The organism is Beduinella massiliensis, from assembly GCF_900199405.1.
Taxonomy (GTDB): Bacteria; Bacillota; Clostridia; order Christensenellales; family Aristaeellaceae; genus Beduinella; species Beduinella massiliensis.
This window is the reverse complement of sequence record NZ_LT963430.1, coordinates 993706-1008679: the sequence shown is the minus strand read 5'-3', so window position 1 is coordinate 1008679 and position 14974 is coordinate 993706. Positions and strand designations below refer to the sequence as shown.

The 14974-nt window shown below is 65.1% G+C and carries 15 protein-coding genes and 1 pseudogene; 9 read left to right on the top strand and 7 right to left on the bottom strand.

Annotated elements, in window-relative coordinates:
* Positions 1–213 precede the first annotated feature (213 nt).
* The 5 genes from C1725_RS19210 (at position 214) to C1725_RS05150 (ending at position 4187) form a co-directional block, all read left to right on the top strand.
* Positions 214–654 (top strand): LytTR family DNA-binding domain-containing protein, encoded by a 441-nt coding sequence (locus C1725_RS19210; protein WP_346026374.1) that lies wholly within the window; start codon positions 214–216, stop codon positions 652–654.
* Positions 655–670: 16 nt separating this feature from the next.
* Positions 671–1159: a DUF3021 family protein gene (locus tag C1725_RS05165; RefSeq protein ID WP_102410597.1), complete on the top strand. Its 489-nt coding sequence runs from the start codon at positions 671–673 to the stop codon at positions 1157–1159.
* Between the two features lie 4 nt (positions 1160–1163).
* Complete coding sequence (locus C1725_RS05160) at positions 1164–2024, top strand: ATP-binding cassette domain-containing protein (RefSeq protein ID WP_102410596.1); 861 nt, start codon at positions 1164–1166, stop codon at positions 2022–2024.
* Complete coding sequence (locus tag C1725_RS05155) at positions 2017–2673, top strand: ABC-2 transporter permease (protein WP_102410595.1); 657 nt, start codon at positions 2017–2019, stop codon at positions 2671–2673. The genes C1725_RS05160 and C1725_RS05155 overlap by 8 nt, the downstream gene beginning before the upstream one ends.
* Before the next feature lie 209 nt (positions 2674–2882).
* Positions 2883–4187: an MFS transporter gene (locus tag C1725_RS05150; protein WP_346026373.1), complete on the top strand. Its 1305-nt coding sequence runs from the start codon at positions 2883–2885 to the stop codon at positions 4185–4187.
* A gap of 193 nt (positions 4188–4380) precedes the next feature.
* Here C1725_RS05150 and C1725_RS18940 read toward each other — a convergent pair whose 3' ends face one another.
* Positions 4381–5505, bottom strand: a complete 1125-nt coding sequence (locus tag C1725_RS18940; protein WP_346026372.1) for an SH3 domain-containing protein — start codon at positions 5503–5505, stop codon at positions 4381–4383.
* Positions 5506–5564: 59 nt separating this feature from the next.
* On the bottom strand, positions 5565–7139 hold the full coding sequence (locus tag C1725_RS05130; RefSeq protein WP_102410592.1) for a lipase family protein: 1575 nt from the start codon (positions 7137–7139) through the stop codon (positions 5565–5567).
* A gap of 171 nt (positions 7140–7310) precedes the next feature.
* Between C1725_RS05130 and C1725_RS05125 the strand changes: the two genes are divergently transcribed.
* A complete protein-coding gene (locus C1725_RS05125) occupies positions 7311–8012 on the top strand; it encodes a TraX family protein (RefSeq protein WP_102410591.1) in 702 nt (233 codons plus the stop codon).
* Positions 8013–8136: 124 nt separating this feature from the next.
* Positions 8137–9549 (top strand): peptidoglycan-binding domain-containing protein, encoded by a 1413-nt coding sequence (locus C1725_RS05120; RefSeq protein WP_346026371.1) that lies wholly within the window; start codon positions 8137–8139, stop codon positions 9547–9549.
* 182 nt (positions 9550–9731) lie between these two features.
* Here the strand turns inward: C1725_RS05120 and C1725_RS05115 are convergent, their stop codons facing one another.
* Positions 9732–10148, bottom strand: coding sequence for a MarR family transcriptional regulator (locus C1725_RS05115; protein WP_102410589.1), 417 nt, complete (start codon positions 10146–10148; stop codon positions 9732–9734).
* Between the two features lie 132 nt (positions 10149–10280).
* On the bottom strand, positions 10281–10751 hold the full coding sequence (locus tag C1725_RS05110) for a GNAT family N-acetyltransferase (protein WP_346026370.1): 471 nt from the start codon (positions 10749–10751) through the stop codon (positions 10281–10283).
* A gap of 173 nt (positions 10752–10924) precedes the next feature.
* Here C1725_RS05110 and C1725_RS05105 point away from each other — a divergent pair, with 173 nt between their 5' ends.
* Complete coding sequence (locus C1725_RS05105) at positions 10925–13105, top strand: extracellular solute-binding protein (protein ID WP_102410588.1); 2181 nt, start codon at positions 10925–10927, stop codon at positions 13103–13105.
* Between the two features lie 52 nt (positions 13106–13157).
* On the opposite strand, the gene C1725_RS05100 is transcribed toward C1725_RS05105, so the two are convergent.
* From C1725_RS05100 to C1725_RS05090, 3 genes and pseudogenes are all read right to left on the bottom strand, one after another.
* Positions 13158–13670: a hypothetical protein gene (locus tag C1725_RS05100; RefSeq protein ID WP_102410587.1), complete on the bottom strand. Its 513-nt coding sequence runs from the start codon at positions 13668–13670 to the stop codon at positions 13158–13160.
* Positions 13624–14025: a GNAT family N-acetyltransferase gene (locus tag C1725_RS05095; RefSeq protein ID WP_102410586.1), complete on the bottom strand. Its 402-nt coding sequence runs from the start codon at positions 14023–14025 to the stop codon at positions 13624–13626. Before C1725_RS05095 ends, C1725_RS05100 begins: the two co-directional genes overlap by 47 nt.
* A 109-nt stretch (positions 14026–14134) precedes the next feature.
* Positions 14135–14551: pseudogene (locus C1725_RS05090) on the bottom strand (2-thiouracil desulfurase family protein); the annotation flags it as partial.
* A gap of 260 nt (positions 14552–14811) precedes the next feature.
* Between C1725_RS05090 and C1725_RS19205 the strand changes: the two are divergent.
* Positions 14812–14949, top strand: coding sequence for a hypothetical protein (locus C1725_RS19205; RefSeq protein WP_346026369.1), 138 nt, complete (start codon positions 14812–14814; stop codon positions 14947–14949).
* The last annotated feature ends 25 nt before the right edge of the window (positions 14950–14974 follow it).

The window sequence follows — 14974 nt, the reverse complement described above, 5'->3', positions numbered from 1 at the left end:
CGCCGCGCATCCTGCCACGCCAGCGGTCTGACGCCCGGATGCTTCGACGTCCACTTTCCCCCTTTGCCGATATATATTTATCGATATTCCATAATTGCATTCTATACGCCGCGAGCCGCTCACGGGCCGGAATCGACCGCTCGCCCGCGAACGCTTGCGTTTGCCTGCCGTTCCGGTATACTGTAGGGGAAGACGAGGAGAGGCGGGGCGCTCATGAAAATAAGGCTGCACATCGACCCAAAGTATGACGAGCCGGAGGTCGTCATCTGCGCGGGCGAAAGGTCGCCCGACGTCCTTTGCCTGAAGGAATCGATCGAAAACACGCTGTCGGCCACGGTCACGGGCTACGCGGAGGGCGAAACGACCGTGATGCGCTGCGACGAGGTCGCGCGCTTTTACGCGGAGCGCGACCGGGTGTACGCCCAGCGTGGGGCAAGAGCCTACGCGCTGCGCGAAAAGCTCTACGAACTGGAGGAGCGGCTCGACCCGGCGCGCTTCGTGCGCATCTCCCGGTTTGAAATCGTCAACCTGCGGCGGATCGTCAAGCTGGATACGAGCCTGACCGGCACGATCCGCGTGCAGATGGAGGGCGGCATTCAGACCTACGTGTCGCGCCGCAACGTCGCCCGCATCAAGCGGACGCTGGGCATTTGAAGAAGGAGGGTTTCTCATGCTGAAAAAAGCGCTTGCGCGCGCGGGCTGCTCCATGGCGGTGACGAGCCTCTGCAGCGTCGTGACGCTCGTCGTCATCGAGCTTTGCGTGCAACGAGAAGGGTTTGTGCCGCTTCTGCCCGATTTTCTCGCTCATTTTTCCTCGCTCTCGCTCGCGCTGGGGGTCTATCACCTGCTCGTGGGGCTCATCGGCGCGGCCTTCGGCGGCTTTTCCGTGCTTTTCGAGGTGGAGCGCTGGAGTTTTTTGCGGCAGGGCGCGCTGCACTTCCTGCTGACGACGGCGGTATGGCTGCCCATCAGCGCGGCGCTCTGGGGCTTGGGACGCGCGCCGGGCGCGCTTCTTTCCATGCTGCTCAGCTTCACCGCGACCTACGGGGTAACGTGGTTTATGAACTACCGGCGCTGCCGGGAATCCGTGCGGCGCATCAACGAACGGCTCGCGGCGCTGCGCGCGCAGGATGGGGCCGAAAGAGACGAAGGGGTGTAGGAAGATGGACGTATTGCAGGTAGAGGGGCTTTGCAAGCGCTACGAGCGCTTTGCGCTGAGGGACGTCTCCTTTCGCGTGCCGGAGGGGCACATCATGGGATTCATCGGGCGCAACGGCGCGGGCAAGACCACGACGCTGAAGTGTCTGCTGGGGCAGGCGCGCCCGGATGCCGGCGCGGTGCGTTTCTTCGGGAAGGCGTACCCCGAGCACGAGCTTTTCATCAAGCAGCGCATCGCCTTCGTCTCGGGCGGTATCCGCTTTTACCCCCGCAGGACGCTTCGCACGCTGACGCAGGTGACGCGCCGGTTTTACCCCGCGTGGGACGTCGACGCTTACGCGCGGTTGATGGAGCGCTTCCGCCTGGACGAGTGCAAGCGGGCCGACGAGCTCTCGGAGGGCATGAAGGTCAAGTACCTGCTCGCCCTCGCGCTTTCGCACCGCGCGAGGCTGCTGCTGCTGGACGAACCCACCAGCGGCCTGGATCCCGTCTCCCGCGACGAGCTGCTGGACATCTTTCTGCGCCTCGCCGGGGAGGAGGGCGTGACGATCCTCTTTTCCACGCACATCACGTCCGACCTGGACAAGTGCGCGGATGACATCCTCTACATGCGGGAGGGCGAGGCCATCGCCTGCGAGCCGACAGCGTCGTTCACTTCGCGCTACCTGCGGGTTCAGGGGCCGCAGCACGTCCTCGCGTCCCCCTTCTCCGATTTGCTGATCGGCTGCCGCGCGCACGCCGGGCGCTTTCAGGCGCTGCTGCCCCGGCAGGGCGGGACGGCGCCGCTGCCCGAAGCCGTGCAGACCGCGCCCGCGACGCTGGAAGACATCATGGTCTGCCTGGAAAGGAGGGAGCGCGATGCTTAGCAATCTGCTGTACAAGGAATGGAAGCTGGTGGCGCTGCCCGTCGTCTACGTGTTCTTTTCGTTTTGCCTGATGCTGTTCATTCCCGGTTATCCGTACACGGTCTGCTTTTTTTACACCTGCCTTGCGATCTTTATGTCCGTGCAGACGGCGCGTGAAAACCGCGACGTGCTTTATACCATCGCCCTGCCGGTCCGAAAGCGGGATATCGTTCGGGCGCGCTATCTGCTGGTGATCTCCATCGAGCTTTTGCAGATTCTGCTATGCGTACCCATGGCAATCCTGCGCGGGACCGCGTTTCCCTATGAAAATCCGGTGGGCATCGAGCCGGACGTCGCCTTTTTCGGCCTCGCGTTTTTCATCTTTGCCGCGTTCAACGCCGTGTTCCTCTCTGCCTACTTCAGCGACGTGCAAAAGGTCGGTGTCGCCTTCGTCAAATCCGCCGTCGCCGTCTTCGCCGTCCTCCTGCTGGGGGAGGGCAGCGTGCACGCGGCGCGCGCCCTGACCGGCGGCTGCTTCTGGGATTCCATGCGCGCGGTCGACCAGCTGCGCCAAATCCCCATCCTCCTTGCGGGCATCGCGGTCTTTTCGCTGTGCGGCCTTTGGCGTTACCGCGTGGACGCGCGAAACTTCGAGGCGCAGGACCTGTAACCGCCCGCGCTTTACAAATGCCTGCCCGCGTGTTATCCTGTGCGTATCACGCGGAAAGGAGGACGTTCCATGATCCTGTGCATCGTTTTTGCTCCATGCAGAGCCTGATTCCGGACGAATCATGCATGGAGCCCTGAAACGCAGCCCTTCGTCCGACAGGCTTTGCATCCCCCGCCGTTTATCCAATGAAAAGGGAGGAGCAAAGTCTCATGAAATCAAATTCAACCCCGTCTGAAATGCGTCCGTTCCTGACGCTCTGGCTGACGCAGTCGCTCTCAACGCTCGGCAGCTCGATGACCGGCTTCGCGCTGGTGCTCTGGTCCTACCAGCAGCAGGGCTCGGCTCTCGGAACCGCCCTGCTGTCCGTCTGCACCTACGCCCCCTATGTGCTGGTCAGCATCTTCGCCGGGACGCTCAGCGACCGGCTGGACAAGAAGAAGACCCTGATCGTCTGCGACCTGCTCGCGGCGCTCTCCACGCTCTGCGTGCTGGCGCTCCTTTTGACCGGCAGGCTGCGCGTCGGCCACCTGTACGCGCTGAGCGCGCTCGGCGGCCTCATGAACACGGTGCAGCAGCCTGCCTCCGAGGTGACGGTCAGCCTGCTGACGCCCAGGCGGCACGTGCAGCGCGTCAGCTCCCTGCAGGCGCTTTCCAACTCCCTGGTCACGGTCGTGACGCCCATGGCGGCCACGGCGCTCTACACCCTGCTGGGGCTGAACGCGGTCATCGTCTTCGACCTTTGCACCTGTGCCGTCGCGGTGCTGACCCTTGCGCTGTTCATCCGCATCCCCCGCGCCCCGCGGGGAGAGGGAGCGGGAGAATCGCTGCTCGCATCCGCCAGAAGCGGCCTGTCGTACCTGCGAAGGAATCGCGGCATCCTCGACCTCATCCTGCTGCTATCCTGCATCAACTTGGCGGCCTCGATGTACAACGCGGCCCTGCCCGCCCTGATCCTGCCCCGCGCGGGCGAGGCGGCCCTGGGCGCCGTCAACACCGTCTCCGGCCTCGCCATGCTGGCGGGAAGCGCGCTCATGACGCTGCTGCCCGCGCCGAAGAGCCGCGTGCGCGTCATCTTCAATGCGCTGCTGTTTTCCATGAGCACGGAAAACCTGCTGCTCGCGCTGGGCCGCTCGCCCGCGCTGTGGTGCCTGGGCGCGGCGCTGGGGTGGGTCGTCATCCCCGCGATGAACGCGAACATGAACGCGCTGCTGCGCACGATCATCCCGCTGAACATGCAGGGGCGCGTATACGCCGCCCGCAACACGCTGCAGTTCTTCACCATTCCGCTGGGCTATCTGCTCGGCGGCTGGCTGGTCGACCGCGTGGCCGAGCCGCTGATGGCGTCGCTTGCCCCGGGTCATCCGCTTTACGCGCTGCTGGGCGCGGGCAAGGGCGCGGGCGCGTCGCTGGTCTTCCTCGCCCTGGCGATTTTCGGGATGCTGCCCTGCCTGCTTTTCCGGCGCGACCGGCACATCTGGGCGCTGGAGCCAAAGGACGGTGAAGCCTCCCCCTGAACGGACGTCCTGATATAGATACGGGCGCGCGCCGCAAATGCGGCGCGCGCCCTAGCTTGTCGAAGAACCCTGCTTTCTCGCTTCCTGAAAGCAGGGTTCTTCGGCAGGCTGAGGCCATCGACTTTGCCGATAGCCAGAAGGACTGCCGTGCGGCAGTCCTTCTTCGTACGTTCCAGAGGCCTGAACCGCTCCGTCAATATTGCAGGAAGTACGAGCTCACGTAGCCCGTGGATCCCCCGATGTTCACGCGCGTCCAGTCCACGCCGGATTCCACCACCGTCACCTGCGTGCCCACGGTATAGACCCCCAACACCTTCGCGTACAGGCTCGGCGCGGAGCGGAAGTTGACGATCGACCCGCCGTTGGGGTTCACCAGCGTCGCGGTGCGGCGGATGGCCTCCACCCCGGAATTGCCCGTGAGGCGGATGTACTTGGCCATCATGTACCCCCGCTGCGAGCCCACCAGCACCTCGTGCCAGGTCGTGCCCTTGGAGAGCACCTTCACCAGCGTGCCGTTCCCGTAATAGCCCAGCACCTTCGCGTCCAGCGAGGGCTGCTGGCGCAGGTTCAGCACCTGGGTGGACTTGGGATTGTTGACCACGCCGTAATAGACGGTCATGTTCTGCGTGCTGTCGTAGCTGGAGGAGCTGGTCAGGTACTGCGCGGACATGAAGCCGATCGTCCCGCCGATGCGCACCTTGTGCCAGTTTTTCCCCTTGACGAGGATTTCCACCGTCGTGCCCGGCTGCCAGGAGGAGAGCCAGGGCGCGTCCTTGCTCGGACCGCCGCGCAGGTTGACGCTGTTGCCGTTCGGCGTGGCGATGGTGGCGTAGGCGACCGGGGAAACGTCCCCCAGGCGCACCAGATCCGACACCATGAAGCCCGTAAGCCCGTCCACGCGCACCTGATACCAGCCCGTGTTCTGCGACAGGATGTCCACGCGCGTACCGCTGTTGTAGCGGGCGAGCACGTCCGCGCTCAGCGAGGGGGTCTTGCGCAGGTTGACGTAGCCGTCCGGATTGTCGACCGTGCCGTAGCTCCCGCCCGGCGTCGTGTCCTCGCTGATATAGCTGCCGCTCATGTAGCCCGTCGCGCCGTCCTCGACCTCCACGAAATACCAGGAACCGGTCTTGGAGATCAGCTCCACCCAGGTGCCGGGCGGATATTGCCCCAGCCGGTCCGAACCCGCGTGCGGCTCCGCGCGCAGGTTGAGCCGGCCGCCGCGGATGACGCCGTACGATTCGGCGAGGCCCGCCAGCGGCAGCAGGCAGCAGGCCGCCGTCAGTGCCGCCGCAAGCGTGTATTTCCATGTCCGCATGTTCTTTCCCCCATCATTCGATCGCCATGCCCGCCCGGGCGGCGTTTCCTTTGCATTCATTAAACGTGCGAGGGCGCTTCTTTGTTCCCTTGCAGCGTCTCGTTTTTTTCGTCCTGCCCGTCCGCCGCCGCGAGCGCCGGACGCAGCGCGAAGCGCCCCGTCGTCAGGCTGAACCAGGCGCCGGGGGCCGGTTCCTGCACCGCCCGTCCCTCCGCCTCGCGCCAGACGCATGCGCGCAGGCTGTCGACATGGCGCTGCACCATCGCGATGTAGGGCGGCACCGGCCGCCCCTCGCCCTGCGTGATGCCGTGGGGGCTGAGCGTCACCTCTCCGAAGGCCTTCGTAAAGGCCTCCGGCCCGATCTCGCCCACGAGGTCCATGATCTCCCGCTCCAGCGTTTGAACCCGCTCCTCGTCGAGGTTTTGATCCGTGACCCCCCGGTAGGAAAGCGTGAGCTGGCGCTCGAACAGGCGCATGATGTCCGTCGCGGTGAGGCCGAGGCTGGCCATCGCGGGGGTCAGGTACTTGAGCCCCGCGTTCAGCGCGCCGAGCGTCCGCTCGGCCATGCGCTGGTCGGGCATGTTCTGCATGGCGCGGCAAAGCGCCGTCACGCCCTCCATGATCGTGGGCGTATCGACCATGGCGCCCATCAGCCGCCGGGCGCGCTCGCGCGCGTAAGCCGCGTCCTCATCGGGCGAGCAGCCGTAGTAGGCGCTTCTGAACGCCTCGTCGGGCACGAAGACCATGTCTACGCCCAGGCGCATGTACGCCCCCATGCGCGGCACGAAGTCCTCCGCGTTCACGACGTTGTAGATGGGATAGGCATCCGGCGCGCCCGCGAAGCCAAGGCCCGCCACCGTCGGCGCTGCGAACGTGTAGCCCAGCAGGTTCTCCGCCATCGCCCCCTGCTCCTCCATCAGCAGGTGTACGTAAGCCTGCGCGGAGGCACCGCCCTGCGAGTGCCCGCACACGAGCAGGCGCACCGGGCTGTCCTCCGTCGCGCAAAGGTTCACCGCGTCCAGCAGCGTCAGCTTCTCCCGTCCCAGCGCGTGGGCCACCTGGGGGTAGGAGATGCGCTCCGCGTTCTCCATGAGCTGCCGGGCGACCTGCGAGAAGCCCTCGTGCAGGCCGTTTTTGCACGTCATCTTCAGGTTGGTGACCCAGTCGTAAAACTTTCTGCTGGTGCCCATGAAGCTGATGGCGATCACGAAGCGCCCGTCCGACGCCTCGTGCGCCATGGTGACGACCTTGCCCGTATCCGTCGCGACGAGCTGACGCACGCCGCGCAGCACGTCGCCCAGCGAAAAGCGCATCGCCCCGCGCGCCTTCTTCATGCGGATGCCCCGGCGGATGGCCTGCGCGGGACGCCATTCTCCATAGCGCCCGTCGATCGCGTCGAACAGGCGGTTTTCCGCCTGAAACGTGCAATCCATCCAGCCCGCGTCAAAAAAGCGTTCGACCTCCAGGTCGTACGTCGCGGCCGCCATCTCCGCGCTGAGGCGCAAAAGCACGGGATCGAAGGGCGGCATCGCGCGCCCCCAGGCGTTCTTTTGGGGCGGCGAGAAGACCCCTTCCACCGCCGCCAGATTAACGCGCGTCAATTTCCCGCGCACGATATGCCTGCGCCGCGTCATTGCATCATCCTCTTCACGCTTTATCCTCTGCCGCGGCTGTTGCCGAAGCCGCTTGTCGCATCTTCGCTTATTATAGCATATCGCGCGCCGCTTTACAAAGCACAGCGCATTGACAAACCCGGCCCGATTTTGTAGTATGTGTAAGATACTTTTTCCGGGGGAGGGAACCCTTTGTCCGCATTCGCGCTGCGCCTCGTCGCGCTTCTTTGCATGGCGCTGGACCAGCTGGGCCTCGTGCTGCTTCCGGGCGTCTCCCTCTTGCGCGCCGTGGGCCGCCTGGCCCTGCCGCTCTACTGCTTTCTGCTCTGTGAGGGATACCGCCATACCCGCAGCCTGCGCCGCTACGGCCTGCGCCTTTTCCTGCTTGCGCTCCTCAGCGAGGTGCCGTTTGACCTCGTGCACTTCGACGCGCTCTTTTCGCCCGCGGGGCAAAACGTGGTCTTTACATTATGCCTTTCCCTGCTTGCCCTATGCTGCTACGACGCGCTGATCGTGAAAAAGCCCCTGCTCTGCGCCGCCAGCGTGCTGCTCTGCTGCATGGCGGCCATGCTGCTGCGCTCGGATTACGCGGCCTACGGCGTGCTGCTGACGCTTTGCTTCCACGTCTTCGCGGACAGCCCCGTGCGCAGGGCGGCGGGCTTTGCGGCGCTGCTTTCGGCTTACCTGCTGCAGCTCTACGCCGCTGGCGCCCCGGCGTCCTTTTTGCTGCTCTCGCCCTGCGCGCTACTCGCCCTGCTGCCGATCTCGTTGTACAACGGCCGTCCCGGCGTAAAGCGGCTTCGCTTCGCTTTTTACGCCGCCTACCCGCTCGGCCTGCTCGCGCTCTACCTCATCCGCCACTTTCGGTTGATTCCGCCGTATTGGTACTTGTGACACGCCTGTCATCTTTCCGTATATATTACCAATATATGACGAAAGCTTTACTTTTTCGTATTCATTCGCTATAATGCCTCTCAAAAGCGCGCCCCGCGGGGGCGCGTGCAGGAGGGATAGCGAATTGAACCTGAAACAACAGACGGGCGCGGCGCTGCTCACGCTCACGATGCTGCTGGCATCGCCGGCCTCGGCGGCCCGCCTGCTCTATACCGGCACAAGGGGCGAAGACGTGCGCGCGGTGCAGCTCCAGCTCATCGACCTGGGCTACGCCCCGGGGACGGCGGACGGCATCTTCGGCAGCCGCACCAAGCAAGCCGTTTCCGCCTTTCAGCAAAAGGCCGGGCTCAAGGCCGACGGCGTGGTCGGCCCCAAGACATTTGACAAGCTGGAGAAGGCCGCGGGCGGTTCAGGCGGCGGCGAAGGGGACGCGCCCGCCGTCACCCCGGCGCCCACCCAGGCGCCATCCGGCGGCGGTCCCTCCTCCAGCGGGGCGTACCGCAACCTGAAGTACGGCAGCAAGGGCGAGGACGTGTCGCGCGTGCAGCGCCAGCTCAAGGCCCTGGGCTACTTCAGCGCCTCGGTCACGGGCGGGTATTACAGCGTCACGCGCGACGCCGTGCGCGCCTTTCAGCGCGACTACGGCCTCTCCGCGGACGGCGTGGCCGGGCGCAACACGCAGACAAAGCTCGATTCGCTCGTGCGCGCGGACGGCACGATCCTCGGCGGCTCAGGCGATGATACCGGTTCAGGCGGCGCGCCCGCGCCCACCCCGACGCCGGGCCCCACGCCCAAGCCGACGCAGAAGCCGTCCGCGAACGCCACGCCCTATCCGACGCTGCGCAAGGGCGCGACCGGCGACGACGTGCTGATGCTGCAAAGCAAACTCAAGGAGCTGGGCTACTACACGGGCGTGGTAAACGGCACCTACGACAGCGCGACGGTCACCGCGGTAAAGGCGTTCCAGAAGAACAACAACACCGGCGTGGACGGCGTGGCGGGCGCGGCGACGCTGCGCATCCTCTACGAGCGCGACCCCGTGCGCGCGGACGAAGCGCCCAAGCCCGTGCCCACCGTGGCCCCCGGCGTCGGGGAGATGCAGGGGCCCGCCTCCTCCTCCGTGGAGCTCGCCCACTGGTTTGACGACGTGAAGCAGAACTACAAAAACGGCCAGAGGCTGACGGTCTACGACCCGTCTACCGGCCTTGGCTGGAAGCTCAAAATTTACGCGATGGGCCGCCACGCGGACTGCGAGCCCCTGACCGCCGAGGACACGGCGATCATGTACAAGGCCTTCGGCAACCAGAACACCTGGACGCCCAAGCCGGTCTACGTGAACATGCCCGACGGCCGCTGGATTCTCGCCACGACGCACAACGTCGCGCATCTGACCGGCTCCATCCAGGATAACGACTTCGACGGGCACCTGTGCGTGCACTTCTACCGCGACATGGAGGAGTGCCAGCAAAACGACCCGAATTACGGCGTTACCCATCAAAAGGCGATCCGCGACGCCTGGTCCAGGCTGCACCCCTGACGCAGCCTGGCACGCGGGGGCCTGGAGCGGGCGGGCGCAAAGCCCGCCCGCTCTCCTCCCTCACACGGCATCGCGCCTCTTTAGCGGACCCCAAAAGGGACGGAAACCGGGCTTCACCCCGGTACCGTCCCTTTTCAGCATTCCGTTTTTCCTTCTAAACGCATCGGCCCCCGCTTCGCCGCCTACCGCCGGAGCTTTTCGAGAAAACCCTCGAGCTGATCCACTTCTTCCTGTGTGAAATCGGAAAGCAGCCGCTCGCAGTAGCTCCAGAACGCCGCGCGAATCTCCTGCGCCAGCGCGAGGCCGTGATCCGTCAGGAACACGCGTACACAGCGCCGGTTTTCCGGATCGGCGCGCCGCTCGATGAGGCCGCACGCTTCCATGTCGCTGAGCATTCCGCTCATGGTCGAGCGGGACGCGCCGTAAATTTCGGCCAGCTCCTGCTGGATCATGCCGGGGTGGTCGATAAGGTAATGCAGCATCGTGCAGTGCGTGGCGCGCACGCCCAGCTTTAAAAGCTGTTCGCTCTCCACCCGGTAAAACTGACGGATCTCGTCCGCAAAGGCGACAAAGCGCTGCGGCGAATGAACCTTCGGCATCGACGGTACCTCCTTTGTACGCGATCGCGGAGAGCGTCCTCCGGCAAGGAATACGCCGCACGCGGCGCTTCCCGTGGGCCCCCTTCACCTTGCCCGGCCGCGCCGGGACATCCTTCTCTCAGTATATCCTCTTTACCGCCCTTTTGCAAGCGCGTCCAGGCCTGCGCTTTCCCGCACCATCACGTGCTCGCCGTGTATATCGCGCTCGCCGTTTCGCGCAAAGCCGAAGCGTTCGTACAGCCGCTCTGCGATCCGGTTTCCCTCCACCACGCTCAGGTAGATGCGCTGGCAGCCGTACTCCGCCTCGATGCGCGAGAGCAGCGGCCCCAAGCACGCCTTCGCCAGCCCCTGCCCCTGCCGGGGCGCGTCGATGAGGAACCGGTCGAGCCACACGCGGTCTTCGCGCGCCCAATGGCCGTACATCGCAAAGCCCACAGCCTCGTCCTCGCAGCGCAGCAGCACGGGCCGCCAGCACGCGACCTGTTCCGCCTCGCGCAGGCACTCCGCCACAGGCTCCACCGTGCCCTCCTGTCCGGGGCCGACGCCCATCGCGAGCGCCTGCGCCCGATTTTGCGCCGTCACCGGCACGATTTCAATTTCCACCGTCTCGCTCCCTTTCTATATCGCCTGAGGATTCGGCCTAAAAGCGCGATTTCCTGCCGCGTACGCCGCTCCCGGTCAAATATGAACTTTCTGTGAATGCCTTGACACCAGATGACTACCGTGATAGTATATCCCTCGTAAGCTTACTATTCCAATAGTCTGAGAGGTGCTCTATGAAAACCAAATGCCTTTGCCTCCTTCTGTGCGTGCTCACGCTGTTTTCCACCGCCGCGCTGGCCGCGCCAGGCGACGCGCAGTTCTACTCCGATTCCTCCGATGGCGAGGCGCTGACCGGCTGGCAGGGCGGGGCCCTCGTGCTCACGTCCAAGGGGCTTGAACGGATCGGCGCCGACGGCAGCTCGGCCCTGCTCTTCCCCGCGCCGAAGGAACTGGGCGGCGGCTACGACGCGCTGATCTACGGCGACGGCACGACGCTTTACGCGCTCGATAAGACGACCGGCGCGCTCTACACCTGGGATCTGACGACCGGCGGTCTGACCCTCCTGTGCCAGCTCGACTGGGACGGCCTGGGCATGACGATGGACGGCTACACCTTCGCGGCAGAGGTTTCCTCGCTGCTCGTCGCGGACGGCAGCGCCACGCTGCTGCTGACGGGCGACGATTACCTGACCGCCTCGCTCCTGCGCTTCGACCTCGCAACCGGCGCGCGCACCGCGACCGGCGTGAAGCGCCTGGTCAGCGTGACGCCCTATCAGGACGGAAAGCTGCTCGGCTCCACCTACGACCCGTACGCGGCCGAGGGCAGCAGAAGCCGCCTGATGGTGATCGACCCCGCGGCCGGAAGGGCCGAGGACGTGGGCCCGCTGCCGGACAACGCCGCAGGCCTCATCTACGACGCGGCGAACGGCTATTTCTATTGTCTGAGCGCGAGCGAGCTGCATCGCGGCCGCGTCGGGGAGATGACGGAGTGCGTGGCCTACATTCCCTCCAACGCCCCCTACGTCAGCCTGACCTCCGCAGACCGCCAGCCGCAGACCGCGATTTTGGAGGGCGGCCTCTTCGCCTCTCTGGACTACGGCGTGCTGACGGTGCGCAACGCGGACCCGCAGTACAAGCCCAGCCGCACGCTGCGCATCAGCGGCGGCAGCTCGGACAGCGCCTACCGCGCGTTCGTCCGGGAGCATCCGGAGGTTCCTGTGCTCTTCACGCCGGTTCTCAGCTCCGCGGACGATGTGATGCGCGCGATGGTCGGCGGCGACGGTGCGGACCTGTACGTGCTGCCGGTCAGCAGCTCGCTGTACGCTCCGCTGATTGAGAAGGGCTATCTGGCCGACCTGACGCAGAACGAGACCGTCCGTTCGCTGGTGGAGCGGATGTATCCCGCCCTCGCCGAGGGCCTGATGCAGGACGGCAAGATCTACGCCATGCCCTCCACGATATACGCGCAGACCCTGGGCTACAGCCCTTATGTGCTCGAACAGCTCGGCCTCACAGAGGACGACCTGCCGAAGACGCTGCCGGAGTTCCTCGAATTCGTGGGCCGCTGGGACGACGAATTTGCGGAGGAGCACCCCTCGCTTTCCCTGTTCACGGACACGCTCGACATGTCTGAGGCCAAGCTGCTCTTCTTCGACCGGATGCTCTCGCAGTACGAGGCGATGCTCAGGCTCCGCGGCGAGGAAATCACATTCGATACCCCCCTCTTCCGCGAGCTGCTGGCCGCGCTGGAAAGCGCGAACCTGCCGGAGCTGGCCGAATCCATCTTCGACGTAACCTCGGGCGTGTCCCGCTCTTACACGATCTTCGACGATTCCGCCAAGCCCACCGCCCTGTTCGACTTCTACTACTCGGCCTACCTCATGGATTACAACCTCGACCAGGGCTACAAGCCGCTGCTGCTGCCCCTCGCAGAGGACGCGCCCGCGCTGCTGGAAGCGTACATGGAGGTGTACGTCGTGAACGCCTCCAGCAAAAACGCGGACCTCGCCCTCTCCTACCTGGAGACGGTCGCAGGCAACCTGGGCGACGGCCTCGAGCGCACGCTGCTGCCGGACGTGAACGACCCGGTTGAAAACCCGAACATGCTGGAAAACATCCGGGAGGGCGAGGCGTCCCTCAAGGAGGCGGAGGAGCGCGGCGACGAGGAAAGCGCGGCGGTGCTGCGCGAACAGCTCGCCTACACCCGGAAATATCGCTACGCCATCTCCCCTGAAGACATCGAAGCGTACCGCAGCATCGCGGATAAGCTGACGCTCTCCCCCGTCAGCGCGATCGGGAGCGATTACGCGCAGGATTTGCTCAAGCGCTACCTGACCGGCCAGATCGACGCGGACGGCTTTATCCGCCAGCTGCAGCAGAAGCTGCGCATGGCGCAGTTGGAACAGATCGGGTAACTCAAAAGGAGTTCCGGCAGGAAACCGCCGGAGCCCCTTTTTATCTCGCCCGTCATGCGTGCGACAGCGCCGGAAAACGCACGCCCTCAGGCAGCCGGAATCCGCGCACGAAAAGCGTCGTGTCCTCCTCCCGCAGCGGCCTTTGGGCCATCCCCTCCGCCGCATTGGGCGTAAAGCCGAGCCGCACCCGCTCGCCGTCCGCCCGCGCGAGACAGGCCGCCGCCTCCCGCACCGAAAGCCCCTCGCCGTAAAGGGCGCTGAGCTCGAGGGCGTCCTCCGCGAAGTCCGCGACCGCGATCTGCCCGCTCTCAAGCTCGTAGACGCAGTCGCGCATGAATCCGGCGGCGTAGAACATGCCCAGCGCGGCGGGATGTGAAAGCGACAGCCGCGCCTGCTCCCCGCCCGTGCGCATCGCCCATGCCACGCGCTGCACCTGCGCCGGGTCGTCCATGGAGAGCTTGCGCGCGCCGCCCGTGCGCCGCCCGGCCGCGAAGCTGTACGCCGTTTCCTGCGCGCGTTCAAAGCCGAACCTGGGATAAAAAGTCCAGCACGCTGTCGTTTGCAAAGAGGTAGACGCCGTCAAAGCGTCCCGCGCAGCGCTTTAGCGCCGCCTCCATCAGCGCGCGCGACAGCCCGCGTCCGCGCGCGCTGCGCGCCGTCATCACCGTGCCGATCTGCGCGAGGCGCAGCGCCCCGCCGTCCAGCCGAAACGTCAGCTCGCTCACGGAGACGTTCGCCACCGCTTCATCCCCTTCAAAGAACGTAAAGGGAATGTAGGTTCCGTCCGCGAACCCGCCGCGATACCAGGCTTCAAAGTCGAACCCGTAAATCGCCCGCGTCAGCGCGTTCAGGCCCGCGCGCAGGCGGCCGTCCTCAAGATACCCGATTTCAAGGCGCATGCGCTTTTCACTTCCGATCACAGGGCGTCCCGCCCTTTTTATGGCTCTCGTGGTAGGCGCGGCAGGCCGCGCAGTCGCCGAAGCGCGCGCAGGACAGCCGCCTGCACGGGCACGCGAGGTTAAGGCCGCGCTCCACGGCCGATTCGCCCAGCACGGGAATGCCGTTTTTCATCAGCAGCGCGGCGGTCACGCCGTCCCCCTCCGTCAGCGTGCCGGAAAACGCGCCGTCGTAGACGCGGCCCCGTCCGCAGGAGGGGCTTCGCTCCTTGAGCACCGCCAGCGTGCAGCCCAGCTGCCTGCAAAGCGCGAGCGCCTGCTCTGCGCCCGCGCGGTAGGCCTGCGTCACGTCCTGCCCATCCTTTGTCACCACGCCCTTCCCGCGCCGCTCGGCAGGCATGCGCGGGGTGCAAAGGCCGCCCAGCTGCTCAGGGCACACGGGAATCAGCGTGTGCTCCTTAGAAAGCGCGATGACCGCCTCGTTCGGGCAGGCCTTGCCGTCGTAGCGGCAGGGGACGCCCAACAGGCACATGCTGACGAGAATCTTCAAAGAAACTGCTCCTTTCCAGGGTGGTCTTCGATCATTATACCATCTTCCCGCCTTTTCAGCGCATGCCGAACGGATTTATTTCCGCCGGTCCGGCGCCTCCTGCTTTTTTAGAACGCCATTTAGATTTTTTACATCGCATTGGTAAGAATTGCGCATAGCTTCTTTATGGTCTTTTGCGGTATAATGCTAAGCGGTGGGAGTTGTTTTATTCTCATCGCAGGCCCCATCCCCCGGCCTGCGGAAAGAGGAGGTTTTAGCAGATGAACGATGAAAAAAACACGCGCCCCGATATCGCCGTATCCGGAAAGGAGAACGGCTCCGCGATCGACGACGCCCTGGAATATCATCCGGAGGACATCGACCTGATGATCGCGCGCATGGACGGCCGTGCCTCTTGACGCACAAAAGAATCCATCGGGGGAG

Bases quoted from the DNA above. Each gene is read 5' to 3' on its own strand.
- C1725_RS19210 (WP_346026374.1), top strand. From the start codon at position 214: ATGAAAATAAGGCTGCACATCGACCCAAAGTATGACGAGCCGGAGGTC.
- C1725_RS05165 (WP_102410597.1), top strand. From the start codon at position 671: ATGCTGAAAAAAGCGCTTGCGCGCGCGGGCTGCTCCATGGCGGTGACG.
- C1725_RS05160 (WP_102410596.1), top strand. From the start codon at position 1,164: ATGGACGTATTGCAGGTAGAGGGGCTTTGCAAGCGCTACGAGCGCTTT.
- C1725_RS05155 (WP_102410595.1), top strand. From the start codon at position 2,017: ATGCTTAGCAATCTGCTGTACAAGGAATGGAAGCTGGTGGCGCTGCCC.
- C1725_RS05150 (WP_346026373.1), top strand. From the start codon at position 2,883: ATGAAATCAAATTCAACCCCGTCTGAAATGCGTCCGTTCCTGACGCTC.
- C1725_RS18940 (WP_346026372.1), bottom strand. From the start codon at position 5,505: ATGCGGACATGGAAATACACGCTTGCGGCGGCACTGACGGCGGCCTGC.
- C1725_RS05130 (WP_102410592.1), bottom strand. From the start codon at position 7,139: ATGACGCGGCGCAGGCATATCGTGCGCGGGAAATTGACGCGCGTTAAT.
- C1725_RS05115 (WP_102410589.1), bottom strand. From the start codon at position 10,148: ATGCCGAAGGTTCATTCGCCGCAGCGCTTTGTCGCCTTTGCGGACGAG.
- C1725_RS05105 (WP_102410588.1), top strand. From the start codon at position 10,925: ATGAAAACCAAATGCCTTTGCCTCCTTCTGTGCGTGCTCACGCTGTTT.
- C1725_RS19205 (WP_346026369.1), top strand. From the start codon at position 14,812: ATGAACGATGAAAAAAACACGCGCCCCGATATCGCCGTATCCGGAAAG.